Annotated in this window: 26 protein-coding genes; 8 read left to right on the top strand and 18 right to left on the bottom strand. The window is 40.4% G+C overall.

Annotated features, from left to right (window positions below; genetic code table 11):
- Positions 1-8: 8 nt before the first annotated feature.
- Together rpmF and CSV61_RS02545 are read right to left on the bottom strand one after the other, a co-directional pair.
- Positions 9-182 (bottom strand): 50S ribosomal protein L32, encoded by a 174-nt coding sequence (gene rpmF, locus CSV61_RS02550; protein ID WP_029052386.1) that lies wholly within the window; start codon positions 180-182, stop codon positions 9-11.
- 24 nt (positions 183-206) lie between these two features.
- On the bottom strand, positions 207-737 hold the full coding sequence (locus CSV61_RS02545) for a YceD family protein (RefSeq protein WP_083035348.1): 531 nt from the start codon (positions 735-737) through the stop codon (positions 207-209).
- A gap of 126 nt (positions 738-863) precedes the next feature.
- On the opposite strand from CSV61_RS02545, the gene CSV61_RS02540 reads away from it, so the two are divergent.
- Positions 864-2,042, top strand: coding sequence for a nucleotidyltransferase (locus CSV61_RS02540; RefSeq protein WP_099638003.1), 1,179 nt, complete (start codon positions 864-866; stop codon positions 2,040-2,042).
- Positions 2,043-2,046: 4 nt separating this feature from the next.
- Here CSV61_RS02540 and CSV61_RS02535 read toward each other — a convergent pair whose 3' ends face one another.
- Positions 2,047-3,093 carry a SepM family pheromone-processing serine protease gene (locus CSV61_RS02535; RefSeq protein WP_099638002.1) on the bottom strand — a complete coding sequence of 349 codons (1,047 nt, stop codon included), beginning with the start codon at positions 3,091-3,093 and terminating at the stop codon, positions 2,047-2,049.
- Positions 3,094-3,220: 127 nt separating this feature from the next.
- Between CSV61_RS02535 and CSV61_RS02530 the strand changes: the two genes are divergently transcribed.
- Positions 3,221-4,105: a hypothetical protein gene (locus tag CSV61_RS02530; RefSeq protein WP_143561049.1), complete on the top strand. Its 885-nt coding sequence runs from the start codon at positions 3,221-3,223 to the stop codon at positions 4,103-4,105.
- 144 nt (positions 4,106-4,249) lie between these two features.
- Here the strand turns inward: CSV61_RS02530 and coaD are convergent, their stop codons facing one another.
- The 3 genes from coaD to CSV61_RS02515 are packed head-to-tail and all read right to left on the bottom strand — an operon-like array spanning position 4,250 to position 6,730.
- The gene (gene coaD, locus CSV61_RS02525; protein ID WP_099638000.1) at positions 4,250-4,732 is read right to left on the bottom strand and encodes a pantetheine-phosphate adenylyltransferase; all 483 of its coding nucleotides are present in this window, start codon (positions 4,730-4,732) and stop codon (positions 4,250-4,252) included.
- Between the two features lie 4 nt (positions 4,733-4,736).
- Complete coding sequence (gene rsmD / locus CSV61_RS02520; protein ID WP_099637999.1) at positions 4,737-5,291, bottom strand: 16S rRNA (guanine(966)-N(2))-methyltransferase RsmD; 555 nt, start codon at positions 5,289-5,291, stop codon at positions 4,737-4,739.
- Positions 5,288-6,730, bottom strand: coding sequence for a hypothetical protein (locus CSV61_RS02515; protein ID WP_099637998.1), 1,443 nt, complete (start codon positions 6,728-6,730; stop codon positions 5,288-5,290). Before CSV61_RS02515 ends, rsmD begins: the two co-directional genes overlap by 4 nt.
- Before the next feature lie 71 nt (positions 6,731-6,801).
- On the opposite strand from CSV61_RS02515, the gene CSV61_RS02510 reads away from it, so the two are divergent.
- The gene (locus CSV61_RS02510) at positions 6,802-7,197 is read left to right on the top strand and encodes a DUF7147 family protein (protein WP_099637997.1); all 396 of its coding nucleotides are present in this window, start codon (positions 6,802-6,804) and stop codon (positions 7,195-7,197) included.
- A 14-nt stretch (positions 7,198-7,211) separates the two neighbouring features.
- Here the strand turns inward: CSV61_RS02510 and CSV61_RS02505 are convergent, their stop codons facing one another.
- Complete coding sequence (locus CSV61_RS02505) at positions 7,212-7,484, bottom strand: YlbG family protein (protein WP_083035340.1); 273 nt, start codon at positions 7,482-7,484, stop codon at positions 7,212-7,214.
- 285 nt (positions 7,485-7,769) lie between these two features.
- On the opposite strand from CSV61_RS02505, the gene CSV61_RS02500 reads away from it, so the two are divergent.
- A complete protein-coding gene (locus CSV61_RS02500) occupies positions 7,770-8,639 on the top strand; it encodes a PI-PLC domain-containing protein (RefSeq protein WP_099637996.1) in 870 nt (289 codons plus the stop codon).
- Positions 8,640-8,797: 158 nt separating this feature from the next.
- Here CSV61_RS02500 and CSV61_RS02495 read toward each other — a convergent pair whose 3' ends face one another.
- Positions 8,798-9,241 (bottom strand): YlbF/YmcA family competence regulator, encoded by a 444-nt coding sequence (locus tag CSV61_RS02495; RefSeq protein WP_099638221.1) that lies wholly within the window; start codon positions 9,239-9,241, stop codon positions 8,798-8,800.
- A 68-nt stretch (positions 9,242-9,309) separates the two neighbouring features.
- Positions 9,310-10,722 (bottom strand): Mur ligase family protein, encoded by a 1,413-nt coding sequence (locus CSV61_RS02490; RefSeq protein ID WP_158233762.1) that lies wholly within the window; start codon positions 10,720-10,722, stop codon positions 9,310-9,312.
- A gap of 111 nt (positions 10,723-10,833) precedes the next feature.
- On the opposite strand from CSV61_RS02490, the gene CSV61_RS02485 reads away from it, so the two are divergent.
- Complete coding sequence (locus CSV61_RS02485; RefSeq protein WP_099637994.1) at positions 10,834-11,565, top strand: amino acid kinase family protein; 732 nt, start codon at positions 10,834-10,836, stop codon at positions 11,563-11,565.
- Here CSV61_RS02485 and CSV61_RS02480 read toward each other — a convergent pair.
- Positions 11,562-12,641: a CAP domain-containing protein gene (locus CSV61_RS02480; protein WP_099637993.1), complete on the bottom strand. Its 1,080-nt coding sequence runs from the start codon at positions 12,639-12,641 to the stop codon at positions 11,562-11,564. The genes CSV61_RS02485 and CSV61_RS02480 overlap by 4 nt on opposite strands.
- A 267-nt stretch (positions 12,642-12,908) precedes the next feature.
- Between CSV61_RS02480 and CSV61_RS02475 the strand changes: the two genes are divergently transcribed.
- Positions 12,909-13,268, top strand: coding sequence for a YugN family protein (locus CSV61_RS02475; protein ID WP_083035335.1), 360 nt, complete (start codon positions 12,909-12,911; stop codon positions 13,266-13,268).
- Between the two features lie 103 nt (positions 13,269-13,371).
- Entirely contained in the window at positions 13,372-14,427 is a 1,056-nt protein-coding gene (gene ytvI / locus CSV61_RS02470) for a sporulation integral membrane protein YtvI (RefSeq protein WP_099637992.1), read from the top strand.
- 128 nt (positions 14,428-14,555) lie between these two features.
- Here ytvI and CSV61_RS02465 read toward each other — a convergent pair whose 3' ends face one another.
- The 7 genes from CSV61_RS02465 to cyoE form a co-directional block, all read right to left on the bottom strand.
- Positions 14,556-15,017 carry a DUF420 domain-containing protein gene (locus tag CSV61_RS02465; RefSeq protein WP_099637991.1) on the bottom strand — a complete coding sequence of 154 codons (462 nt, stop codon included), beginning with the start codon at positions 15,015-15,017 and terminating at the stop codon, positions 14,556-14,558.
- 26 nt (positions 15,018-15,043) lie between these two features.
- Positions 15,044-15,967, bottom strand: a complete 924-nt coding sequence (ctaG, locus tag CSV61_RS02460; protein WP_099637990.1) for a cytochrome c oxidase assembly factor CtaG — start codon at positions 15,965-15,967, stop codon at positions 15,044-15,046.
- Positions 15,968-16,189: 222 nt separating this feature from the next.
- Entirely contained in the window at positions 16,190-16,537 is a 348-nt protein-coding gene (locus tag CSV61_RS02455; RefSeq protein WP_083035331.1) for a cytochrome C oxidase subunit IV family protein, read from the bottom strand.
- On the bottom strand, positions 16,537-17,163 hold the full coding sequence (locus CSV61_RS02450; RefSeq protein WP_083035330.1) for a cytochrome c oxidase subunit 3: 627 nt from the start codon (positions 17,161-17,163) through the stop codon (positions 16,537-16,539). The genes CSV61_RS02455 and CSV61_RS02450 overlap by 1 nt, the downstream gene beginning before the upstream one ends.
- Positions 17,163-19,040 (bottom strand): cytochrome c oxidase subunit I, encoded by a 1,878-nt coding sequence (locus CSV61_RS02445; RefSeq protein WP_099637989.1) that lies wholly within the window; start codon positions 19,038-19,040, stop codon positions 17,163-17,165. Before CSV61_RS02445 ends, CSV61_RS02450 begins: the two co-directional genes overlap by 1 nt.
- A 33-nt stretch (positions 19,041-19,073) precedes the next feature.
- Positions 19,074-20,141: a cytochrome c oxidase subunit II gene (coxB, locus tag CSV61_RS02440; RefSeq protein WP_099637988.1), complete on the bottom strand. Its 1,068-nt coding sequence runs from the start codon at positions 20,139-20,141 to the stop codon at positions 19,074-19,076.
- A 101-nt stretch (positions 20,142-20,242) separates the two neighbouring features.
- Positions 20,243-21,160 (bottom strand): heme o synthase, encoded by a 918-nt coding sequence (gene cyoE / locus CSV61_RS02435; protein WP_099637987.1) that lies wholly within the window; start codon positions 21,158-21,160, stop codon positions 20,243-20,245.
- Between the two features lie 373 nt (positions 21,161-21,533).
- On the opposite strand from cyoE, the gene CSV61_RS02430 reads away from it, so the two are divergent.
- Positions 21,534-22,478, top strand: coding sequence for a COX15/CtaA family protein (locus CSV61_RS02430; protein ID WP_099637986.1), 945 nt, complete (start codon positions 21,534-21,536; stop codon positions 22,476-22,478).
- 103 nt (positions 22,479-22,581) lie between these two features.
- Here CSV61_RS02430 and pyc read toward each other — a convergent pair whose 3' ends face one another.
- Positions 22,582-26,028 carry a pyruvate carboxylase gene (gene pyc / locus CSV61_RS02425; protein ID WP_099637985.1) on the bottom strand — a complete coding sequence of 1,149 codons (3,447 nt, stop codon included), beginning with the start codon at positions 26,026-26,028 and terminating at the stop codon, positions 22,582-22,584.
- Positions 26,029-26,042 lie beyond the last annotated feature (14 nt).

The following is a 26,042-nucleotide window of genomic DNA, read 5'->3' as shown; positions in this document are numbered from 1 at the left end:
AATCTAAATTATTCGCCTACAACGTCTTTTCCTTTGTAGTGTCCGCAAGATTTGCAAACGTGGTGTGCCAATTTCATTTCGCCACAGTTGTCGCAAGTAGTCATACCTGGCGCTTCAATTTTGAAATGAGTTCGACGCATATTTTTCTTTGTTTTAGAAGTTCTTCTCTTTGGTACTGCCATTGGGGGGCACCTCCTTATAAGGGTTTACTCTTTATCGGTTTCAAAAAAATTAGCCAATCCCGCTAAGCGAGGATCCACTTTTTCTTCTGCTTCTTGTCGTTGCGCTTCCAATTCTTCATCGGTTGTATAGGACCAACCTTTGCCTTCCATCTGTTGCATCTCATCTGCATTTTCACAGAATACTTGCATCGGAATTTCAAGCAAAATCAGTTCCTCCAATACAGGAGTGAAATCAATTATTTCTCCATCAACCGGATGAATTTCATCATCCGTTTGAAGTGTCTCCTCGTCCCAGCTGAATTGTTCAACTGTTTCAATGGAGAAAGGATAATCGACGTCTTCCCACGTACGTGCACAAGGCAAAATCATTGAACCTTCTAGCCGAAGCTGGCATGTTAACTTTTTCTCACCAATTGTACATGTTCCACTTACTCGAACAGGCTGAATTGCCCTAATTTCTTCATTCCGATTTTTCACGGAATCCAAATTCACTGTTTCGTCAAACAGTAGCGGGCCTTGCCTATGTTTCCGTAATTGATGAATGGACCATTTCATGTCTATCACCTCAAGACAACAATGTTGATTATAGTATTTAAAATAAGGGATGTCAAGATATTTTCTTGTCACCCTTATAAGTTTAACGTTATAATTCATTATACGCAAGTACAGAGGAGGATTCCATTGATAGCTACTGGTATTGTCGTTGAATATAATCCTTTCCATAATGGCCATTTGTTCCATCTCAGTGAAGCGAAAAGACTGACAAACGCGGATGTCATCATCGCCGTGATGAGCGGACATTTTCTTCAACGCGGTGAACCTGCGATCGTTGATAAATGGACACGGGCACGCATGGCACTGGCTAGTGGTGCAGACCTCGTCATCGAGTTGCCTTATGCTTTTTCTACAGCCCACGCTCCACAATTCGCGAAAGGAGCTGTACAAATCTTGGATGCTCTTCAATGCAAGTACATTTGTTTCGGCAGTGAAGAAGGACACATCGCGCCATTTATGCATAGTTTGGACACAATGAATACACATAAAGAACTTTATGACAAAACTATAAAGAATGCCATGCAAGAAGGCATCAGTTATCCGAACGCATTGCGAATTGCATATGAAGAAATTTCACGCATGACTGATGAACCACTTGCTGATTTATCAGAACCGAATAACATTCTAGGTTTTCATTACATGCAAGCCATAAAAGAAATTCAGTCGAATATGATGGCTGTCACACTCGAGCGAAAAGGCACACATTATCATGATGAAGTATTGCCTGAAGATTCTATTGCTAGCGCTACAGGAATACGCAAAGAACTATTTGAGACTGATGCTACGCACGTCCGACCTTTCATGCCTTCAGCTTCTTTTGAGCTGCTTCAACAACAACCTCATCAAAGCTGGGATCATCTCTATCCATTTCTTCGGTATATGATTCTTCGTGAAGGGCCTGAACAATTGGCATCCATTGCAGATATTACGGAAGGAATTGAATTTTCTTTATGGCGCGCTGCAAAAGAACATGCTACTTTCCAAGAATTTATGAAAGCTGTGAAATCCAAACGTTACACTTGGACGCGAATACAACGAATGTTAGTGCATATATTGACCGGTTATCGAAAATCAATGCGTGCACAAATTACTAGTCCTTCTTATCTGCGGTTACTTGGTATGTCTACAAGTGGAAGAAGTTATTTACGCACAGAAAAAAAAGAAGTGACTTTGCCTGTTATAAGTCGTGCAGGTTCATACAAGGACCCTTCACTACTAATGGATATTAAAAGTACAGACATTTATATGTGTGGTATCCAAAGAGAGCCAGGTCTCGATATTAAAACACCACCCATTTTGCTGTGACCATTTACTTTTCTTCTAGCTTTTCCAAGAAACTTAACGCATCATCAATCGTTTTCACTGGGACCACTTTCATTTTTGTACCTATTTTATCCGCAGTTGCTTTCGCTTCATCATAATTTGAGAGAAGCTGCGGATTCTTCTTTTTCACTTCTTCTGGTAGTTCATCGTCAGGCGCGAAAAAGATCTCAATATCTTGACGGTCAGCTGCAATAACTTTGAAGTCAATCCCACCAATCCGTCCTACAGATCCATCTTCGAGCATCTCGCCAGTTCCCGCAATATTATACCCCTTTGTTAAATCGACATCCACTAGACGATTCATCAATTCCAGCGTGAACATCAAACCCGCTGAAGGCCCTCCGATTTCCTCTGTACGAATATCTACCTTGGGGTCCGTTTCCAATTTGACCTGCTCTTCAAACTCTATTCCAAGACCTACTCGACCGTCATTCCCTGGAAGTTCTTTTAATTCTACTGGAACATCCAACTTCTGTTTTCCACGTTCCACTTGTAAATGCACTTTCTGACCTTTTGACATACCACTAATCTCTTGCATAAATGCATCTGTTGAGGTGAGATTTAGTTGATCAATTGATTGAATCACATCCCCCACTTTAAGCTTGCCTGCTGACGCTCCTGCCGGTAATACACCCGCTACAAAGATGCCTGTGAATTTTCTGTTGATTGGCAAACCTGCCTTATCGAACGCCACTGATATGGCATGCGTTTTAGAATCAGCCATCAATTTCTTCTGGCGCACCCCGTACTCTTCATCACTTTCACCATGCCTTCTCACTTGAGTAGCCGGCAACAGTTTCATTTTGTCTGAAAACTTTGACCAAGCATACGTTACAGGTGTTGCCTTGCCGATTGCAATGGTCATCAAACTAAATGTTCCTATCTCGTCCGTATCCCCGCCAACTACTTCTACGAGTGGTGCCAAATCATAAGCTCCACCTGGTCGAGAAATATACATATCTAACGGATAAAGTGCTGAAACCACTACCACTAGCAAGATTACCGCAGCGATCACCCATTTACGCATTTTCATAAAAGCTCACCTCCATTAATAGCCTGTACGAATACTACATATATATTACGGTAGATGGTAATGTATTTCAAAAATTAGGAAGGAGTGCGACAGATGCTTTTTAATGACAATCCTGCCGTATCGAACAATGAGTAATGTACTCTTCATCTGGGCGCTAATTATTTTATTTATTTTGCAGCCAGATGTCGCACATGAAGGAGCTGTTTCGGGTGCCCAATTATTCACTCATGCGTTACTTCCCTATTTACTACCGTATATTATATTAACGCAATGGTTATTGAAAATGCCTAGCAAGCAAGGCACTAGTCAATGGAGTCGTTACATAAAGGCTTATGTGCTCGGTTCGTTTGGGGGCTTTCCAGTAGGTGCCGTGACTGTTAGTGAAATGAAAAAGAACGGTGAGATTTCTGCAGCTGAAAGTAGTTTGCTTGTTGCTTCTTGTCATGCACCAGGGCCTATGTTCATTATTGGCTTTGTTGGTAACGAATTATTCGGTAGTACTACAAGTGGTTGGAAATTGTTGATTGCCATTCATCTAGCTAATATCGTCTTTTTCGTATTGGCCATGTCTCTTCTAGGTAGCCGGTACCAACAGACAGCTATACCCGTCATCCCTCAACAAGATCATAAAACATCTCCTTTGCTGCGCTCGATTAAGGATAGTTCATCCGTTATATTATTAGTGGCCACGACGGTCATCTTTTTCTCTTCTCTCGGTAATGTGCTTTCGTATTCCATATCTTCCGTCATCACTGTGGATATGGGCGTAATGAAAACTCTATTGCTGGCGGTCTTCGAGATGACTTCTGGTGTTCAGTCTGCTACCGAGCACTTTGCTAAAGATGCGATTTATCCAATGCTTATCGCGGCAATTCTGTCGATTAACGGGATGAGCATCCACATGCAGGTCATGACGATCGCCAAGAGCGCTGGCATACGCATACTCCCTTATGTGATTGCAAGGGTCTGGAACACGCTACTCGTCCCTATATTGTTCATTTGGATTTATTGAGCAAGTACTACATCATGATGAAGTACAATTCTTTCTCACTTATTCTTCACTTACACTTCGAAAAGTATTCGTTGCTACAAGTAATTCTACGTAAAAAAGGATGCCCGTAGAGGACATCCTTTTCTCATTTTTCACTTCGTATTTTTATTTTTCAAACTTTCCTTTTAGTGCTATATTGACATGTGGCGGTACGAGTGTGGAGACATCTCCACCGTAACGTGCCACTTCTTTGACAATACTTGAGCTGAGGAATGAATATTGACTCTTTGTCATCACGAAGAACGTTTCAATACTTTCATCTAATACCCGGTTCATCGATGTGATTTGCATTTCATATTCAAAATCTGAAATTGCGCGCAAGCCGCGAACGATGACAGACGCGTTAATTTCTTGTGCGTAATCAATCAACAGTCCTGAAGACGTGTCAATCTTGACATTGTCATACTTTGATACAGCTTCATGAATCAGCGCAATACGTTCCTCCACGGTAAACAATGGCTTTTTGGAAGAATTATTCATCACGGCAACGTGCACTTCTGGGAATGTTTTTGCTGCTCTTTCAATGATATCTAAATGTCCGTTCGTTACCGGATCGAAACTTCCCGGTACGATTGCAATTTGTGTCATGCTGTTAGCCTCTTTTCTTGTAAATCGTAATAGCAGTATTTCCATAAGTGGCGGAACTGATTTGACTATATGTATCATAATGTTCAGGCAATTCTATATGTTTATCGTGTTCACAAATGATGGTTGCATCTTCCGCCACTACTCCTTGTACTATTACGTCTTTAATTACATCATAGTATTCGACCGTTGCATAGGGGGGATCTACAAATAGCAGATCAATAGAAACTTCTTTAGACTTAAGAACCGTAGCAGCCTGGCGTGCATCCTTTTTTTCGATTTGCAGACATTCTTCCATGTGGCACTTTTCTGCATTCGCTTTGATCATAGCGCACGCTTTCGGATTCTTCTCAAATACAACAGCCTGTTCCATCCCTCTTGATAACGCCTCAATAGCAATGGAGCCACTACCGCCGAATAACTCGACAACAGTTCCTCCATCAAAGTAAGGGCCAATTTTGTTGAAAACAGACTCTTTTACTTTGTCTGATGTCGGACGCGTGGACGTGCCTGGCAAGGATTTCAAAGACGTACCTTTTCTCGAACCGGAAATGACTCTCATTCTTTTCCCATCTCCTTTATCATCTTTTCAATTTGTTCGATAGAAATGGTTTCATCCGACTTATCTATTAATACAAAGAAGATTCGTCGCAACCAATTTTCATCAAAATATAACTTTTTATTAATTGAGGTATAAGGCTTTTCTGTATAATCAAATTTACGGTCATTCATAACGTAGAAAGGCTCTAATTTCGAAAAACGATAAGTACGATTTGGACCGTCGATATAAATTGACTGCTCGTTTGAACGTATCGAATAGCCCATCTTCGACAATAATTCTTCTGCTGGATAAAAACTCTTACCGTCCTGTACTATTACCTTCACTTCTGGAACTTCTTCTCCATCAAGCAATACAGTCCGTGGATCAAGTAACAGAAATGGATAGTTGTATTGCTGTTCCTTCATTGTCATATGAAAATATTGAGTGTCGAATGCAAGTATTTTTGACAACGACTGATCCAAATCGGATGACGATAGCTTTTTACCAATTTTCTCTTGGACGTTTTGGCGTAATGCTTGATATTGCTCTGCTGAGATCGATTCTTTCAAACGAGTAAACGCGGCTTGTTCCGCTTTCGTTCCTACTGGAGCCTCTCCAAGTATAGACGCAATCATGCTGCTCATAGATGGTTCATCCGCTTGTAAAATGAAACGTGAATGAACACTCATCTTAGCTACTTGTTTTATTACTAGCGATAGATTGTCCATTTTCTCCACAATAAAGCGCTCCGCATACAGCGGCTTATTAGCTGAAGCTAGTACTACACTCACATGGTTTCCACCGATGGCTTCCATCATTTGTACAAGCCGATCATTATACTTTTTATCGATACCTTCACCGAAGATCGTCAGCTTGTTTGAAGAGTATGCCAAAGGCACGTCCAGCGATTGCCAATACAGTTCATTAACAAATCCTACGCCACGGTATAAACGATAGGTAATGCGTTCTTTATTTGCCTTTCCTACACGTTCCAACCCCGTTACCCACATGCCACCAATATCTTGCTCATCTGTCACATGAAGAACAGTCGTCAATGGTTTTGCCTCCCGAAGAATTACAAAAGGCTCTTTAAATAATTTACGTCCGGTAAGCGGCGTCTTTTTCGGCAATTTATAGGCAATGGATTGTTGATCACGTTCTCCTTCTTCGAATGCCACACTAGAATCATTAAGTCGAGCACATGAAGAGGATTCCACAGCTTCACATCCACGTTCTACACTTTCTTCTGGCCAAATAATCTCGTGTCTACCTTCCGACAAGTTATAAAAGTGGTGACGAATGTACAATCCATCTGCTCGATTGATGACTTCGATTTCCTGACGATAGGTTCCTGAATTCGCGCCTTCTCCATTTGCATTGACCGATTGGCTGTAATGCAAATAAACGAGTACACCGTTTACTGCCGCCAAAAGAAATGCGAGCCTTATAATAACTTTCAACGTACAACACCTCATCACATGGTATGATGGACATGAACCATTACTAATCGCCTGAAAGGAAGCGCTTGATTATGATCCAACAACGTTTTATCGAACTAGGGGAAGGCTATAGCGACATCTATGAATTACTCGAGTTAATGTCTACGAACGCCCACCGAATTTATAGGACCTATATCTTATCATCCAATTATCATTCTAATGAACAATTGTCATTAGCTGTTTCTTTTTCTCCCGCAACTGAAAACAATCATTTCATGCCAATCTATATTTGCAGAGAAGGAATTCGCTATTCTGCGGACAAACCATCTAAACGTTATGACTTGTTTGTTAAGCATGCAGAGTCGCTGAATAAAAAGCCCGTCAGAGTGGAAATAAAGCACTCATCCGAATTCGCTGAAAACGAGCTATTTTACCAATATATTACCGGGATTTTACGCTTAAATCACTTGTTGCCGCCGCTACATTAATAAGCGGCAACAAATTACAAGCCTGTTTTATAATCATATTCTTTTGCTTTATCGGGCTTTGCGTTTTCATATATCGTACTGACGAAAGGGCGCTGTGAAGGTAATACTTTACGTACAGCCGACAAACGCTCTAACTTCGTGATCGTTGATTCCACGTCTTCCATATCACAGTAAAGCACAACGTATTTCATTCGCTTTGAAATATAATGAACATGCCCGAATTTGCGCAGTGATTTTGCTTGTTTTAAATGATGGAGATAGACAATTATGCCTTGTCGATCAATCATGATTCTCCCCCTCTTTCTTACTCCATACAATACCATAGGTGAGAAAAGTCCTGCAACCTTACACAAAAATTGTTTGCATAGATACAAGTGAAATCAAGCCGATCTTTCATCTTTGTTTGCACACCTTCTCTGGAATAGGGTACACTTAAGTAGATATTTATCCGAATTCAATCGCTTTATTCTTTTATAGATGACTGAATACAAGTCTTTTCTGTACAGTTGAAGTATAAACATTGGCTAAATAAAAAAATGAGGACTTACTATAATTATTGAGGAGGTTTTAGATTGGGAAGAAAAACAAATGTTGCAATAACTGTGGGCGCTGCAAGTGTGGCTGCATGGGCGGCTTCAAAAGTGATAGCAAAACAAGAACCTCGCACTGAAAAGAAAGCGCTTCTTTTTTCAGAAGTAGCTGTTTTAACTGATGTACAGCGACATCAAGATGTCGCTGTGAATTCACTTACTGCTTATACGAAAATAGCAGATTTAGGCGTTCACGGCTTCGCGGTCGATGTACGTCTTACAAAAGATGAAGAAATTCTTTTAGTGCCAAGCCAAGAACTTGTGCTTCCCGATGAAATCTCCGACTATACATTAGATGAAATCCATGTCGAATCTAGTTATGATTACGATCTTGATATACTGAACGGAGATTTATCTGTTGTGCCGTTACGTGAACTGTTGGAAAAGTTCCCACAATTATTGTTTGTGGTTTCTATGAGTGATTGCCCAGCAACGTATGAAGGAAGTTTAATCCCTTCTAAATTGTGGCGATTACTAAAAGAAACGGATGCTACTGACCGCGTTGTGGTCACAAGCCACTATGATGAACAAATTGATCGTTTTAATCTATATGCACAGAACTCTGTCGCTTTAGGTGCCGGAAGTGAGGAAATAAAAAAAGCATACGTCGCTTACACGAGTAAGTTCGGTCATTTGTATCGCCCGAATGCAGATCTATTCTGCCTGCCCGAAAAACTTGGTATGTTTCCGCTTGCTTCAGAAGGCTTCGTTCGCTTCTTACACGATCTCAATATAACTGTATTTTATGAGTTAGATGAGACGGATGACCTTCCAAAACATACTAAATTGAACGTGGATGGTTTTATAACAAATCATCCAACACAATTATTGACGTTCTTTAATGGCGACTAAACGCACAAAGAGACTAGATGGCGTATCGAAAGTCTACAAGACACGCGTCCAACTGGTTGCTCGATTCAGGTGATTTTCTCTTTTGCCACTACCTTTATTTGAAAGTAACCCCCTGCAGAGTTATTTCTGCAGGGGGTTATTTGTATTTATGAAATGCTTTATGCTGAACAAGAACAGCTGCCACCTGAGCCGCAACCTCCACCGCAAGAACTGTTAGAGAAAGTCCCATCGCCAGCTGGTACTTTCACAGCTTCTGAAACGGATTGACCGATCAGGATACCTATTTCGTCCAATAAATCCTGCACGTCATTTTCCGCCAGGCGCAAGGCAGCCACTTCATCTTGCAAATCCAGTTCACGCTTTTGAAGACGTATTTCCTTCATGATTACTTTATAATCTGGATGATAGCGACCAAAGCGCTGCACGTCCTCGTATTGTTCTTTCATTTTAGTAAAATCTATGATTTTTTTTCGTAGATCAGTGTTTGAATATACACGGTCATGTGCGTCTTGATAGGTTTTCACCACTTCAGAACACAGCAGCATATCGGAAAGTTCCTCTGCCATATCGATGACTCGCATCCACTCATCTGTCATCATCACCAATTGCCGCACCTCCTATCACAACTATTATAACAAAAAACTGGTGCCTCGACTATTCATTAAGATTTTTACTTTATAGCATTTCTATAACTGAATGATTTTTTCACTTCTTCCATATCGCAAAAATGCATCGTCTGATTCCCTATTTGCTGTATTTGTTCATGTCCTTTACCTGCAATGAGTACAATCTCTCCTGGTTGTGCTTGGGTGATAGCGTAGCGGATTGCTTGATGACGATCGACGAAGATTTCGACAGGTGTTGCAAACCCTGCCATGCCCGACAAAATATCCACTATAATTTGAGATGGCTCTTCTGTTCTCGGATTATCTGAAGTCAAAATTACATGTGAACTGTAGTGAGCAGCTATTGCACCCATTTGCGGCCGTTTGTCACGGTCTCTTTCCCCTCCACACCCAAATACAATAATCAGCCGTTTGGAGGACTCTGACAATGCCTCCAACACCGCCTGCAAGGCATCCGGTGTGTGTGCATAATCTACATATACTTCAACCCCTGCCTCTTCATACTTCTGTAGGCGTCCAGTCGGAAGTCGCAAAGCATGCAAATGAGGTTGTATCATCCGTAATGAATAACCAATTGCCATAAGAGCTCCTACAGCCGCTCTTGCATTCATTTCATTATGGTGACCTAGATTCGGGAGTAGTACCTGTGATGGCTGCTCACCATTAATATGTCGCCTACTGAAATAAATGGGTGGTTCGGGCAACCCCTCTCCTATAGCGCGACAAGTTTCGTCATCTTCATTCATCACCAACTGATCAGCCAATGGAATGAGTAGTTTTTTTGCATCGATGTATCGCTGCCTACCTCCATGTTCAGCGTAGTGATCCATTCCAATATTCAAAAAAACACCTACAGTTAACGGACAGTGCGCTAAACGATGAGTAGATAACCCAATCGAAGACGCTTCAAGAACAATATGGGTCACCTGTTGCTCCACGCACCTGCGTAAAATAGGATGAAATTGTTCAGCTGGTATCGTCGTCATGGAATTTTGAATTGTCTCCGTCAATTTACCGTCAATATAAAGACCTGTCGTCCCTATAACGGCTGTTTTATGCCCGAGCTCTTTTAATAACTGTCCGATAAAGTGACTAACTGTTGTTTTACCGTTCGTTCCCGTAACACCGATGATGAGTAATTCCTCAGCTGGGTTATTTGAAAACTTCGCACTTCCATATGAAATAAATAGTGAACTATCAGGAACTAGAACTACTGTAATTTCCACCGGTATCCGCGTTAAATCTAAATGATCTCGATCGACCACTAATGTGTTGGCTCCATTTGATATCGCCTCTTCAATAAACGCCATTCCATCAGCCAAAACCCCTTTCTTTGCTACAAATACATAATCTTTCTTGACCCTCTTAGAAGATTCCGTGATTCCATCAATTGTCCGTCGAATTGAACCCTGTAATATAGTGCATGGCCAATCCTTAAGTAATTCAGATAATAGCAAGGTCTCTCGCCCCTTCCCGAACATTTTATTCTTCAGAGAATATAATGAAACGAAGCATAAAGTATTCTATGAAAGGCATAAGAAGAATGTCACGAAGAAAGTTGGGATTCTATGATTATCCAGAAATTTGGAGGAATTGCCATGCAGAATCAACACCAACGAGCAAAGTGTATTCAGCATATTCGACAGGCCTTGTCGAAACACCGTGCCGTCATCGTTGTAGTCTCTGCAATGGGTAGAAAAGGCGACGCTTATTCCACAGACGATTTGCTTACCCTGACAGACTCCTTCTCGAAATCCAGCGAAGCCAGAGATTTGGCTGCTTCCTGCGGTGAATTAATCGCAGCAGCCGTATTATCTGCTGAATTATCTACGGAAGGTATAGACAACACGATTATCTATGGACAAAATACAGGCATTCGGACATCAGGAGAATTCTGTAATGCAACGATTGATAAAATTAACAGTACACATATCGTCAATACACTTCAAACTCACTCATGCATCATCGTTCCTGGATTCCAAGGAATGAATACACAAGGAAAGTTTATGACTCTTGGAAGAGGTGGCAGTGATTTGACGGCAATCGCATTAGCTTCTGCATTGCACGCCCGCCATGTAGAGTTTTTCAAAGATGTACCTGGTGTTATGTCTGCAGATCCACATACTACATCTAACTATAAGCGATTTAATCAGCTCACATTTGATGAATTCCTTCCATTATTAAAATGCAATCGACCGGTTATTCAAGAAAAAGCAGCGATTTATGCAAAGCAAAAAGCGATGCCTCTTCATATACGAGGCATCGCATCAAACGAGGAAGGTACATGGATTCTCCCTTAGTCATCATGTATGGAGTTTTCTAATTCAGTCTGCGCTATAAAAGACTGGGTATAATATTTATTATAAACGCCTATACCGGTATGCGTGAAATTCGGATTCAGTAAAACTTCCCGGTGTTTTGGAGAATTGAGCCAGCCATGTACAGTTTCAATTGCGTCGATATAATTAAACGCCGTGTTTTCGCCTGCCTTGCTTGGAGTTAGTCCAACATTTTTTAAACGCTCGGCAAACACTTCCACAGGGCCTTCCTCATGAGAACTATATTTACGGAATATCATTTCCTGGCTATGCTTTCTTGAGAGTGTAGCCAGCTTATCATTATATGACAGAAGAGGTAGTTGATGCTCTTCACGCACTTGATTAGTCAATTCAAACGTCTGGCGCTCCATCGCACGATCTACTTCAGTCTGAACAGTTGATGTTGGTTTTGGGGCTTCGATCATTTCTCCAAGATACGTCATGTCATAAGGTTGGTGTTTCACTAAAGTACTTGGGTTGATAAACCGAACACCTTCAATCACACCATCTACTTGATCTATATATAATTGCACAAATAAATTCTCATATGGTATCAAGATACGATTTTTAATATCTTCACTATTTAATGAAAATGTATAAATATTTTCTTTAATCTTCACATCAATCTCTGATTCAATCGGTGTAAAACGGTGAATTTCCTGTACATTTTGTCCAATTTTAAACGGTGCTACATCTGATACGCCATCAGCCGTATAGATTTGATTTACTTTTCCATTCAAAACGCCAGCCATAAAACGAGGTTTTTCTGTATACACCCACCATTCATACTGAAAACTCGATGGTTCTATCCTAGATGGTTTGCCAAACTGTTCTTCCATCTTCTCGACTTTTTGCCCTACATGCACTGACATGCCTTCTTCTGGTCTCGGCATCCCTTCCCCACCGATCGACGGACCTTTTTCAGGCACTGCAATTGGTGAGCCATGTTGTACTGGTGATTCCAGCGGTAGATTTTCACTTACCTTATCCGTCATGAAATAATAAACACCCATTACAATCAAAAGTAAAACAAGAATCTTCCATCCTACTCTCCACATGCTATCTTCCTTTCCACTGTATATGCTACTTCTATAAGAATATTACGTATTGGTAGAAATCATCATGAAATGAATAGTTATTCGAAATAAACATCTATACAAAAATGATAACTTACTTATATTGTACAGAAGACACACACTATAGTCATCTATATAAGCCGGGAAAGAAAGCGTTGACACAATGTTGTCATTGCAAGTAAAATCGATTTGTTTTATGATATAATAGTATACGTATTCGTCAGGACGAACATAGAGGGGGATATACAGATGTATGTTGAAAATATTGGCCTTAAAGGCCTTGTAGCAGATTTACGCGTAATGGAAGAAATTATGAATAAAAGTAATCTTGAAATTGACGGACAATGGGATTATGAGCGTGTAACTTTCGACAAAAAGTATATTGTTAAAGAAGGTACATACTACTTGCGCGTTTTCGGTGAGCTCGTCGAAGGCGACATCGATGGTAGAAAAGCTACGGTTCGTCTAAAGCAACCAGTTCTAGGAAAGTACTACTACCCACACGGCGTCGAGTATGGCGAAGAAGAAAACTTTCCTGCTAGCTTAGTTAAAGACTGCGAACTAACGTTAAAGAAAGTATATGACGAGTTAAAGCAATATAGTTTGTAATTTTACGAAAAAGCCGGAGAGCTAAAAGTTCTTCGGCTTTTCTACTATTACTCCACTAATTTGGTTATAATAAAAACAGTATCTACGTGGAGGACGATCACTTTTGAAATTTCTTACGAAACGAAATATTATGATTGCATTCAGTATCATCGTACTATTGGTCATTATATTTTTTATATTACCCGTATCCATCCCAATTATTTTGGCATTACTCACGGCACTATTTTTAGATCCACTTGTTAAATCGGTAGAAGTACGGTTCAAATGGAAGCGTAAAGTCTCCGTTATTGTAAATTTCATCGTTTTTGTCGGAATCAGTGTGCTATTACTTTTCTATACTGTCACCACACTCATCGGTAAAATAGTTCATTTTACAAAAGAGATTCCTAACTACTTAAATTCCCTCTCAAGTGTATGGATTAACACGCAAAGCAAACTATTTCAGTACACGGTAGGCATGCCTGAAGACATTTTAGCTATGCTAGAGAACGAATTCAATGAAATTATCGAATCCATTCGCATATCAATCATCACACTTTTAAGTTACGATCGAATTTTAGCGTTGATTTCGGATATTCCAAATTTCCTTGTCAGTTTTATTGTATTTATGATCGCACTATTTTTGTTCATGTTAGAATTACCAAATTTAAAAAAGACTGTTTACTTTCATTTAACTGATGCTACTGCAGAAAAAGTACACTATATGATGAACAGATTGCGGTTTGTCATACTAGGATTCGTCAAAGCTCAAATGCTTGTTAGTTTAATCATTCTCGTCGTTTCCTTTATCGGCTTACTAATGATTATTCCTAAATATGCAGTAGTTATGGCTTTGGTGATCTGGATTATTGATATCATTCCGATACTCGGCTCTATCATTATTTTGGCACCTTGGTCGATCTATCAATATATTTCAGGCGATATCGCAATGGGTACAAAATTAGCGATACTGGCCGTCATACTATTGGTTATCAGAAGAACCATCGAACCTAAAGTAATGGGCTCACAAATCGGTTTGTCTCCATTGCCTACATTAATTGCGATGTTTATCGGTTTAAAATTATTCGGTATCCTCGGTTTCTTCATCGGACCATTGCTCGTCATACTTTTTAATACTGCAAGAGAAGCAGGCATCATTAAACTGAATTTCAAAATTTAATACTAAAAGGGATTCCTCAGTCGAGGAATCCCTTTTAGTATGTATAACTGTCAGCAATATGAAGTAGCTAGATATAAAAAACTGAATCCACAGCCTATAGGCTACGGGTTCAGTTTTTAAGCGTAATATTACATACCAAGAATCGCTTTAAATACAGAAGTAGTTTCTCCGCCTTTATAAAAGACATACAGCAATAAGTATACAGCGACCCCTGTAATGGCTGTGAAGAACCAGATAACACTTGTGATAGGACCCATTTTACAATGGCGTACAAGAAGGTTCTTCAAGCCTGCATGGATCGTAATAACCCCGAAGACCGCCCCTGTCGTTGCTAATATGATGTGGAAGACTAAAAATACTGTGTAATACATTTTCAAGTCATCAGGTCCACCAAAAGCTGTATTACCTATAAATACTGTTCTAGAAATATACATGATAAAGAACAGTACTGCAGACACAGCTGCTGCAATCATGGTTTTTTGATGGGCTTTGATCTTTCCCAGGCGTATCAAATTCCAACCAATTGCAACCAAAATAGCTGATAAAATGATGAAAAACGTACTGATAGTCGGCAATAGTGGTAATTCCATCCCCCACAAACTCCCCTTTTGGTCAATCAGCCATGCATAGTTAAGTTATGGCGTTTCAGTAAATCTTGTCTAGTAATTTCATCCGCATTATCTTTTTCATACTGTGACCAGCTTAAGAAGATGCGTCCAATAATCACTACATAAACGATTTCTTGGATGACTTTCATCAATATACCGCCTAATTGCTGATCATAGAGCGTAGGCATATCTGTGAATAGCTCAGGTCCTGAGATGCCAAGGCCTGACAATCCAGCTAAGGTTCCGCTTGGTACGCAAAGCGCCATCGCTTGTAGCCACGCTTCACCACTACTGTATGTTTCATACACAGGCACATCTACGAAGATGATTAACGAACAAGCGGGTGTTATGAGCAAAGCACTCAATATTACATAACCAATTTTTTTCAACCCATGTAATTGCGGCTGTCCTTTTACTGTATTCACTACTGGCCACCAGAGAAATATAGCAGAAAGGAAAAGTGTGATGGTGAAAATAGTGTGTAAAGGCAAACTCAACTTCACCTGATCCAGTATGAGTGGATAGTGATACATCGAGAACATAAATGTAAACACTAACAGACTAATGAGTGGCTTAGTCAGTATCATGAATACTTTTCTGAAAACCGTCAAAGATAGTAGCTTTTCCCATACCCAGTTCGGTATACCGATGATGAAGAACGGTGCTACGATTAAAAGCAATATAGCCATTTGAGCCATATGGACGGAAAATAAAATATGACCGATTAAATCCATTGGTGAACCTTTGACAATATACAGCAACACCATGGATGATAAGAAATAAACAGCTTGTCGTTTTGTTAACGGTTGTGACCCTTCAAAGCGATCCCGCCATTTAACTGTTATGAGGTAATATAGAACGATTCCAAGTGCTAGAACTATTAAAAAATAAGGACTCCATAAAGCCCTAAAACCAAAGATACTTAACGGCAAAATAACCACTCTCCTTTAATAATCAATTCGCTGAATCTATTCTGTGTATAGTGCTCATGTATTCACTATATATTTCATCACAGCACAAAGTTAACGAAAGTCTTACCTACTGCCTATTATACGAGCTTATAACGCATAACTCAATGTACGAACTTTGACAATTTCATCTAATAATGAATAGAAAAAGAGCTTATGGAAGAATCCATAAGCTCTTTTTGTTGCTTACCACCAAACGATTGTTACAAATGTAAGTGGGATCAAGAATCCTAATATTGCACCTGTAAACATAAACATTTGTGGAATGCCATGTCCTTTTTCATTCATATGCATGAAGTAGTAGAGTTGAAGACCAACTTGTACAGCTGCAAAGAGGAATAATGTAGGAATGATAAAGAATTTTGAGAAACCAGCAACGTCATTAAGATGAGCAAACACCATAGAAAACGATATAAGTGTTAAGAAAATCATCAAAGAAAACATCGCAACTTGGCTGCGCATTGATTCTTTTGCACGACGTTGAGACAGTGACTGTTCAGCAGGAGATCTTTTAATCATTTGAACTTCTGACATCAACCGACCACTCCCATCAAGTAAACTACAGTGAAGATGAATACCCAAACTACGTCAATGAAGTGCCAGTAAAGTGAAAATGTATAATACTTAGTTGCGTTATACAAGTTCAACCCACGCTTGGAGTTACGGAAGATCAATAGTGTAACCCATACTAGACCAACTGCAACGTGGAAGCCGTGTGTTCCTACTAATGTGAAGAAAGAGGAACTGAACGCACTGTTACTAAACGTAAATCCTTCTTGAACGTAATGAGAGAACTCATACACTTCTAACATCAAGAATCCAAGTCCTAATAATGCTGTTAAACCTAACCATAACTGCATTTTTTTGAAGTTGAAACTCTTTAAATGATACATCGCGTATACACTTGTTAGTGATGATGTTAAAAGAAGCATTGTCATAACAAACACTAACGGTAATGTGTACAATTCTTGCGTTGTGAAACCAAAGCCACTTGGACCTTTGTTTTTCAAAGCCATATACGTTGCGAACAGCGTAGCGAAGAGAATAGTCTCTCCACCTAGGAATAGCCAGAATCCAACGAATTTGTTCTTTGCTTCCAAAGTAGCTCTCTCAGGATGAGCGGGCCACGTTTCAGGGGTGAATTTTGTATTCAAATCCATTAGTTACGCCCCCTTTTATTATTTTCTTGATCTTGTAAGATTTGTTCTTTTGTTACATAGTAACCTAGATCATCTTTTAATGAACGAGCTGCCATTGCAACGAATGTGAATGCAAGACCAAAGATCAATACTCCTAATCCCCATGAAGTTTCTTGGTGGAACATTGCACCGAATCCAGCAATGAATAATCCAAGCGTCATCAACATTGGGATGATTGAACCGTTCGGCATATGAATGTCCGTAATTGGTTCAGCTGGTGTAATCATTTCCTTACTACCTTCCATCTTCTCAATCCATAAAGTATCCAAACCACGAACTAAAGGAGTTGCTGGGAAGTTATAGAAAGGTGGTGGTGATGGAATTGCCCATTCAAGCGTACGTCCGTCGCCCCAAGGGTCATTGCCAACAGGCTCATTTTTAATAGTTGTCATAATGATGTTGATCACCATAACTGTAAAGCCAATTGCCATCAATAGTGCACCGATTGTACTTACTAAGTTCGCAATGTTCCAACCTTGTCCATCCATAAACGTCCAAACACGACGTGGCATTCCCCAGAAACCTAACCAGTGCTGAATTAGGAATGTCATATGGAAACCGACAAAGAAGAATACGAAAGTAATTTTACCTAATAACTCATTCAACATTGTACCGAACATTTTTGGCCACCAATAGTGAAGGCCTGCAAAAATACCTAATACTACCCCACCTACAATTACGTAGTGGAAGTGAGCTACGATGAAATAAGAATCGTGTAACTGATAATCAAGTGGTGCTGCTCCTTGCATTACACCTGTTACTCCACCCATTACGAATGAAGGAATAAAACCTAAAGCATAAAGCATTGGAGTCGTAACTTTAATACTACCGCCCCACATTGTCAGTAACCAGTTAAAGATTTTTACACCTGTAGGTACAGCAATCGCCATAGTAGCTACCGCAAATATTGCGTTCGCTGTCGGTCCAAGACCAACTGTAAACATATGGTGAGCCCATACCATGAATCCTAGGAAACCGATTAGCACTGTTGCGAATACCATCGCTGTGTAACCGAATAGACGTTTCCGAGCGAATACAGAGAATACTTCAGAGAAAATACCGAATGCCGGTAAGATCAAGATATATACTTCAGGGTGTCCGAAGATCCAGAAAATATGCTCCCAGATAATCGTGTTCCCGCCCATCGTATGATCAAAGAAGTTACCTCCAAACATACGGTCAAACGTTAAGAAAAACAATCCAACAGTCAACGGAGGGAATGCGAACAAGATCATCGCAGACGCAACAAACGTAGTCCATGTAAACAAAGGCATACGCATATACGTCATCCCTGGCGCACGCATGTTAATGATCGTTACTAGGAAGTTAATCCCCGCCATTAACGTACCGCCACCCGCGATTTGTAAACCGATTGCATAGAAATCAACGCCATGTCCTGGAGAGTGAAGTGATAACGATGCATAAGATGTCCATCCAGCATCTGGAACTTCACCGAATAACCAAGAGATGTTAAGGAATAAACCACCAAATGCGAACATCCAAAAACCTAATGAGTTGATGAATGGGAACGCTACGTCACGTGCTCCAATTTGAAGCGGCATGATCGCGTTCATAAAACCAAAGAGAATCGGCATGGCTGCCAAGAAAATCATGGTCGTTCCGTGCATTGTAATTAAGTCATTAAAAAGCCCTGCGCTTACGAGATCGTTGTTTGGTGTAATCAATTGAAGACGAATGATCATCGCTTCAATACCACCTAGAACGAAGAAGAATAATCCCCCGAGGAGATACAGAATTCCGATCTTCTTATGGTCGACTGTTGTCAGCCAATCCCATAGCGTTGCGCCAAAGCCACTTTTTTGAGCAACTGAACTCACTGTGTTACCTCCTATTCAATTTCCGCTTGAAAATTATTTTGCAACTTTTAAGCCCATCAAGTATTCAGCTAATGCATCTAAGTCTTCATCAGAAATTTGATCTTTGCTGAATGAAGGCATCGTATTGCCAGGTTTGTGTTTCTGTGTATCACGAATCCAGTCTTTCAGATTTTCTTCATCGTGTTCAAGGAAACCTGCTACACGATTACGATCACCGAATGAAGCCAAGTTAGGCCCTTGAGCACCAGACTCACCTACACCCGAAACTGCGTGACAACCGATACAGCTTTGAGAGAAGACCTCTTCGCCGTCAGCATTTGCAACAACAGGTTCTTCTGCTGTCTTTTGCATAGCTGCGACCCAGCTGTCAAATTGATCTCTCGGTAATGTTTTTACTTTAAAGTCCATCAATGCGTGAGAAGGTCCACATAGCTCAGCACACTTACCGTAGAATACGCCATCTTTCAAGCCTTCAGATTCTTTCTCAAATGACAGATAGAATTTGTTCACGTTTTCAACGTTCGTATCTAGCTTACCGCCAACTGACGGAATCCAGAATGAGTGCTTTACGTCTGCTGCAATCAAGTTGAAATAAACTTTTTCATCAGTAGGTACAACTAGTTCCTGAGCAGTCACAATACCTAGATCAGGATATTCGAACTCCCACCAATACAACTTCGCAGTAACATCTACTACTAAGTTTTCAAGGTTACCGTCATCATCAACTGCTTCCATTGCTTTCACATCACCTAATTTATACGTGTAGTGAACGGTAGGAACAGCAAGAATCAAAAGTAAAACTATTGGAATGAATGTCCAAAGCAGCTCAAGTGTGTGACTTCCTTCCACTTGCTCTGGTATGTGATCTTCACCCAACTTCGAACGTCTGAAGCGGAATAGTGCAACAGTGTAAATAATTACTACTACAATGATAACCAGTAACATAATTCCTGATGCTAATAGCAACAATTTGAACTGGTCATTAGCGACTTGTCCTGCTGGTTGGAAGGTTGAAATTTCTTCATTACCACAACCTGCCATGAACAAAGCGAAAACCGCTAGTAAAGAAAAGAGACGCCACTTTTTGAGTCCTTTAATCATCGCTAACTAATACCTCTCTTTCTAAAAAATGTTTTTCTACTATGGAGGACTGAGTGCCCCTTTATGATGAATTCCTGTTTTAAAGAAAGAATTCCGATACGTTAGATGAATATAGAGAAAATAATCATGGATACAAACAAGATTGTCATATAATTTAAAGAATATACAAACATCCCCGTTGCCCACTTCAAATCTTCTTTGGCTTTAAATCCTTTAATAGCTAAATAAAGCCATCCAACATTCAACAGTGTTGCAAATACTATAAATCCGGTACCGAGCTGTGGTAACAAGAAAGGTAGTGGGAATAGTAACAATACCCACATGAGCATCGACTTTTTCGTCCGCTCAAAGCCTTTTACTACTGGTAACATCGGAATGTTAGCCGCTCGATACTCTTCTGTTCTTCGCATAGCCAACGCATAAAAGTGCGGTGGTTGCCATATGAACATAATGAAAAACAATGCCCACGCTCCCATTGGCAGTGTAGGATCAACAGCTGCCCATCCGATCAGAGGTGGAATTGCTCCTGAAAGACTTCCTACTACGGTATTGCTCACGTGCTTACGTTTAGACCACATGGAATACAAAACAACATAAGCGAATACACCCAAGATGCCAAGCCAACCTGCCATAGGTGAAGCAGAGAATAATAATACTTCTCCAGCCACTAGGAATGTAACGGCTAACGTCATCACAGCGGGAGCTTTAAATCTACCTGTTACTGTCGGTCTCGACTTCGTTCTCGACATGACGGGATCAATATCGCGGTCAATCAAGTTATTCATAGCGCCTGAAGATGCGATGATCAATCCAGTACCTAGAATCGCAAATACCAGTAGATCGAAGTTATGGAGAAAACTTTTACCAGTGAATTGAAATGCCAAAAAAAGACCGGTGAACGTAGTGATCAAATTCGAGTTGACAATTCCTATTTTGATTAGCGCCAAAAAGTCTTTCCATAAGGTAATTGTCTCTACTTTTGGATCTGCAACTGTCGAAAGCGTTCGACCGTTTGACATAATAACCCTCCTTTCAAAGTTTTCGGCAAAGACCCTATCACCTACTATATCTAAAATCGTCCGAAATTTCCAGACCATTTCTCAATTTATAGCGGTTTGTGCAACCTTTGTGTCTTTATCCTTCGCCTTCTATATAGTAATGCATTTCCAACTCTCATTTGTGAAGTTAAAGAGACTATTTTATGAACAATTTGTGAAAAGCCTTATACATCAGTGGTTTATTACCTTCATGCATTGTGTTTCTGTCAGTTTTTCGTTATCATAAGGCTTGCAATAGATGCTTGAATTTCATAGAAACGCTTGAGATTGAACTATATATCTCTTGATATTTTTTTGGGAGTTCAGGCAAAATTTTACGTAAATCGACCTTTTAATGGTCAATTCAATAGAAGAAGGTGTTTCGTACTTGCGATACAACAGATTTTTAAAATGGTTTGGTGTAGCTTCTACAATTGGAATGCTTGCGATCTTACTTGGTGGAGCACTAGTTACCAAGACCGACAGCGGTATGGGCTGCGGAAGACACTGGCCAGGGTGTAATGGACAACTTATTCCTGACGTCATTACAGCAGAAGTATTAATTGAATTCTCACACCGGTTAGTAACAGGTTCGGTAGGTATTTTCATTGTCATATTGGCTGTATGGTCATGGAAAGCACTAGGTCACGTACGCGAAACAAAGTTTTTAGCTTTTATGGCAGTATTTTTCTTAATTCTACAAGCATTGATTGGAGCAGCGCAAGTATTATGGGGACAAGGTGATTTTATCCTAGCCTTGCACTTCGGGATTTCACTCCTATCCTTTGCGTCAGTCTTCCTACTGACGTTATTGGTTTTTGAAGTGGACCAGAAGTTTGACGCAGATAAAATACGTATAGATCAATCATTACGTTTCCACACCATCGGCGTAACCATTTACTCATACATTGTGATCTATACCGGTGCTCTTGTTCGTCATACTAATTCAGGTCTGGTCTGTTCTGACTGGCCACTGTGCCGAAATAACGAATTCAGTTTACCGAACAATATGTATGAATGGATCCAAATGGGTCACCGCTTGGCTGCAGCACTAATTGTTGTATGGATTGGGTTTATCGCGATCAAAGCCATTAAACAGTACAGGGATCAACGTGTCATTTACTGGGGATGGATTGCAGCATTTGGTTTAGTGCTTGCACAAGCAACGACAGGGATGATTGTCGTGCTGACTAAATTGAATCTCTATTTTGCATTGTTGCATTCATTATTCGTCACTTTATTATTTGGTTTATTAACGTATCTAGTTCTCCTTGTATCTCGCAGCCGATTGAAGAAGTAACAAAAGCGCGTGTAACAGCTCTTTAAAGACTGTTGCGCATTTTCGTATACAAAGGGTAGCAAAAACAGCTCCCACTGTCTTAACGACATGTGGGAGCTGTTTTTTAATGTTCTAATTCAATTAATAAGTCACCTGACGAGATCGAATCTCCAGGACCTACATATATCGCTTTTACAACTCCCGCAAAAGGAGCTTGGATCGTTGTTTCCATTTTCATAGCCTCTGTAATTAGCAAATGTTCACCGCGTTTCACTTTTGCGCCAACAGATACTGCAACTTGTAAAACCGTTCCCGGCATAGTGGCTGCAATATGCGTTTCATTTGAAAGATCCGCTTTTTGCTTTGTATCACCTTTTGTTTCCACTTGTAAGTCTTGGATAATAATCTCACGTGACTGTCCGTTTAATTCGAAATACAGCGTGCGTGTTCCGTCCGGATTGGGTTCACCAATTGATACCAATTTGACGATGAGTGTTTTTCCGAATTCAATTTCTATTTCGATTTCTTCACCTAAACGTAAGCCATACAAGAACTCTGGCGTATTGATGACAGAAACATCATCAAATTGTTTTCTTGTTTTGATATATTCTTCAAAGACTTTCGGATACAGGACATAAGCTAGCGCATCATGCATAGTAGCAGGCTTATCCATTTTTTCAGTCAGCTTCTTAAGCACATCTTGGAAGTTAACTGGCGCCAATAACTCACCAGGACGTACTGTGATCGCTTTGCGGCCTTTTAATACTACTTCCTGCAGCTCTTTTGGGAAACCGCCATATGGCTGACCAATTGAACCTTCGAAAAACTCAATTACCGATTCCGGGAAATCGATAGTTTGTCCTCTTTCAATAACCGTATGCTCATCTAATTCATTTTGCACCATGAACAACGCCATATCCCCTACTACTTTAGAAGAAGGTGTCACTTTCACGATATCTCCAAAGAGGAAATTCACGCGGGAGTACATCTTCTTCACTTCTTCCCAGCGCTCTCCAAGCCCAACAGCTTTAGACTGCTGTTGCAAGTTAGAATATTGACCACCCGGCATTTCATGTACATAGATTTCTGAATGCGGACTGTTCATACCACTCTCAAACGGCTTGTAGTATTTTCGCACATCTTCCCAATAATGCGATAATTTTTCTAATGACTCTGTATTTGCACGTACATGACGTTCATTGTTTTGCATTGCATACGCAAGTGAATTGGCAGAAGGTTGTGAAGTCATACCCGCCATGGAGCCAATTGCTGTATCGACAATGTCTACTCCGGCTTCTATCGCCTTGGCGTACATATAAATACCATTTCCGCTTGTATCATGTGTATGCAAATGAATTGGCAGACTTGTTGACGCTTTCAATTCTGAAACCAAACGATAAGCTGCTTCCGGTTTTAGCAGTCCTGCCATATCTTTGATCGCTAGCATATGAGCTCCAACTGATTCGAGTTCTTTAGCCATCTCTTTGTAGTAATTGACCGTATATTTTGCACGATTGTCGTCCAGAATATCTCCTGTATAACAAATGGTTGCTTCTGCAATCTTTCCTGTTGAACGTGTTTCATCAATTGCTACTTCCATACCTTTAATCCAATTCAAGCTGTCGAAAATACGGAAGACATCTATACCTGACGCAGCCGACTCTTTAATGAATTCACGGATAACATTATCAGGGTAGTTAGTATAACCAACCGCATTAGCACCTCTAAAGAGCATTTGGAACAAGACATTAGGTACTTGCTTGCGTAATTTCTCTAGTCGATCCCACGGACTTTCTTTCAAGAAGCGGTACGCTACATCGAATGTTGCGCCTCCCCACATCTCGAATGAGAAGAGATCTGGTAATAGATGCGCACTTTCTGTCGCAATCTGTGTTAACTCTTTCGTTCTCATACGCGTTGCCAGTAAAGACTGATGTGCATCTCGGAAAGTCGTATCTGTCAATAATACATCGTCTTGCTTTAATACCCACTCGACTAAGCCATCTGCACCTTGCTCATCTAGAATCTGTTTCGTTCCTTTTGGTATCGGTGAATTATAATCGATTTTCGGGATACGTACCGGGTGCAAAACAGGACGTGTTGCATCATCTATGCCAGGGAATCCGTTAATCGTAACATTTCCAAGATACGATAAAGCCTTCGTTCCTCGATCTTGCTTTTTGGCAAATGTAAATAATTCTGGAGTTTCATCGATAAAGCTCGTGTTGTAATTACCTGATAAAAAGTTTTCATGACATACGACATTTTCAAGGAAAGGTATGTTCGTTTTAATTCCCCGAATTCTGAATTCCTTCAAATTTCTGTGCATTTTGCTTGCAGCGTCCCTAAAAGTAGGGGCCCAAGTTGAAACTTTTACTAGTAATGAGTCGTAATAAGGGCTAATAACAGAACCTTGGTACGCATTGCCCGTATCCAAGCGAACACCAAACCCACCACTTGAACGATAGACCATTACTTTGCCTGTATCAGGCATGAAATCATTTAACGGATCTTCCGTTGTCACACGTGATTGAATAGCAAAACCAAATAACGGAATATCTTGTTGCTTCGGTATGTTGATCGGATCAGAATGAAGCGCTTCACCTGCCGCGATTAACACTTGCGACTGTACGATATCAATTCCTGTAATCATTTCAGTGATTGTGTGTTCTACTTGAATACGCGGATTGACTTCGATGAAATAGAAAGAATCGTCAGCTACTAGAAACTCTACGGTACCTGCATTGATATAGGATACATTTTTTGATAGTTTAACAGCGGCATTACATATTTCATGACGTAATTCTTCGGTTAATGAAATAGAAGGAGCAATCTCCACGACTTTTTGGTGGCGACGCTGAATAGAACAATCACGTTCGTACAAATGGACGATCTCTCCATATGTATCACCTAGTATTTGTACTTCTATGTGTTTGGGGTTGGTAATATATTTTTCTACATAGACTTCATCAGAGCCAAATGCAGATTTCGCTTCGGATTTCGCTCGATTATAAGCCTCTTGTACTTCTTCCGGTGATTCGACGATTCGCATGCCTCGTCCTCCGCCACCTAATGAAGCTTTAATAATGATCGGATAGCTATGCTGTTCACCAAATGCCGCCACTTCTTCTACGGAGGTAACCGGTCCATCACTACCCGGAATCACTGGGATATCGGCCAATATTGCTTGTTCTCTAGCCTTTACTTTATCGCCGAACATTTCTAAATGGCCTGATGTCGGACCAATAAATATAATCCCCTCTTCTTCAAGACGCGCTGCAAACTGAGCATTCTCTGCTAAAAAACCGTAACCTGGATGGATCGCATCGACATCCGCTTTTTTAGCAATGTCGATAATTCCTTCAATATCCAAGTATGCATCGATCGGCTTCTTGCCTTCCCCCACCATAAATGACTGGTCGGATTTGTAACGATGTAGCGAGGCACGATCTTCCGCTGAATAAATACCAACTGTCGCAATGCCTAACTCTGTACATGCTCTAAATACGCGAATTGCAATCTCGCCGCGGTTTGCGACTAGTACTTTCCTAATCTCTCTTCTCTCCACCAACAAATCAATCCCCT

The organism is Sporosarcina sp. P3 (genome assembly GCF_002743415.1).
In the GTDB taxonomy this organism is placed as follows: domain Bacteria; phylum Bacillota; class Bacilli; order Bacillales_A; family Planococcaceae; genus Sporosarcina; species Sporosarcina ureae_A.
This window is presented reverse-complemented; position numbering and strand designations above follow the sequence as displayed.

Coding starts and splice junctions, on each gene's coding strand:
- CSV61_RS02510 (WP_099637997.1), top strand. CDS start 6,802: ATGATCCAACAACGTTTTATCGAACTAGGGGAAGGCTATAGCGACATC.
- rpmF (WP_029052386.1), bottom strand. CDS start 182: ATGGCAGTACCAAAGAGAAGAACTTCTAAAACAAAGAAAAATATGCGT.
- CSV61_RS02485 (WP_099637994.1), top strand. CDS start 10,834: ATGATTATCCAGAAATTTGGAGGAATTGCCATGCAGAATCAACACCAA.
- CSV61_RS02545 (WP_083035348.1), bottom strand. CDS start 737: ATGAAATGGTCCATTCATCAATTACGGAAACATAGGCAAGGCCCGCTA.
- CSV61_RS02480 (WP_099637993.1), bottom strand. CDS start 12,641: ATGTGGAGAGTAGGATGGAAGATTCTTGTTTTACTTTTGATTGTAATG.
- CSV61_RS02455 (WP_083035331.1), bottom strand. CDS start 16,537: ATGTCAGAAGTTCAAATGATTAAAAGATCTCCTGCTGAACAGTCACTG.
- CSV61_RS02505 (WP_083035340.1), bottom strand. CDS start 7,484: ATGATTGATCGACAAGGCATAATTGTCTATCTCCATCATTTAAAACAA.
- CSV61_RS02465 (WP_099637991.1), bottom strand. CDS start 15,017: ATGGAATTACCACTATTGCCGACTATCAGTACGTTTTTCATCATTTTA.
- cyoE (WP_099637987.1), bottom strand. CDS start 21,160: ATGTCAAACGGTCGAACGCTTTCGACAGTTGCAGATCCAAAAGTAGAG.
- CSV61_RS02535 (WP_099638002.1), bottom strand. CDS start 3,093: ATGAAAATGCGTAAATGGGTGATCGCTGCGGTAATCTTGCTAGTGGTA.
- CSV61_RS02450 (WP_083035330.1), bottom strand. CDS start 17,163: ATGGATTTGAATACAAAATTCACCCCTGAAACGTGGCCCGCTCATCCT.
- rsmD (WP_099637999.1), bottom strand. CDS start 5,291: ATGAGAGTCATTTCCGGTTCGAGAAAAGGTACGTCTTTGAAATCCTTG.
- CSV61_RS02475 (WP_083035335.1), top strand. CDS start 12,909: ATGTATGTTGAAAATATTGGCCTTAAAGGCCTTGTAGCAGATTTACGC.
- CSV61_RS02430 (WP_099637986.1), top strand. CDS start 21,534: ATGGTCAATTCAATAGAAGAAGGTGTTTCGTACTTGCGATACAACAGA.
- CSV61_RS02530 (WP_143561049.1), top strand. CDS start 3,221: ATGAGTAATGTACTCTTCATCTGGGCGCTAATTATTTTATTTATTTTG.
- coxB (WP_099637988.1), bottom strand. CDS start 20,141: ATGATTAAAGGACTCAAAAAGTGGCGTCTCTTTTCTTTACTAGCGGTT.
- coaD (WP_099638000.1), bottom strand. CDS start 4,732: ATGACACAAATTGCAATCGTACCGGGAAGTTTCGATCCGGTAACGAAC.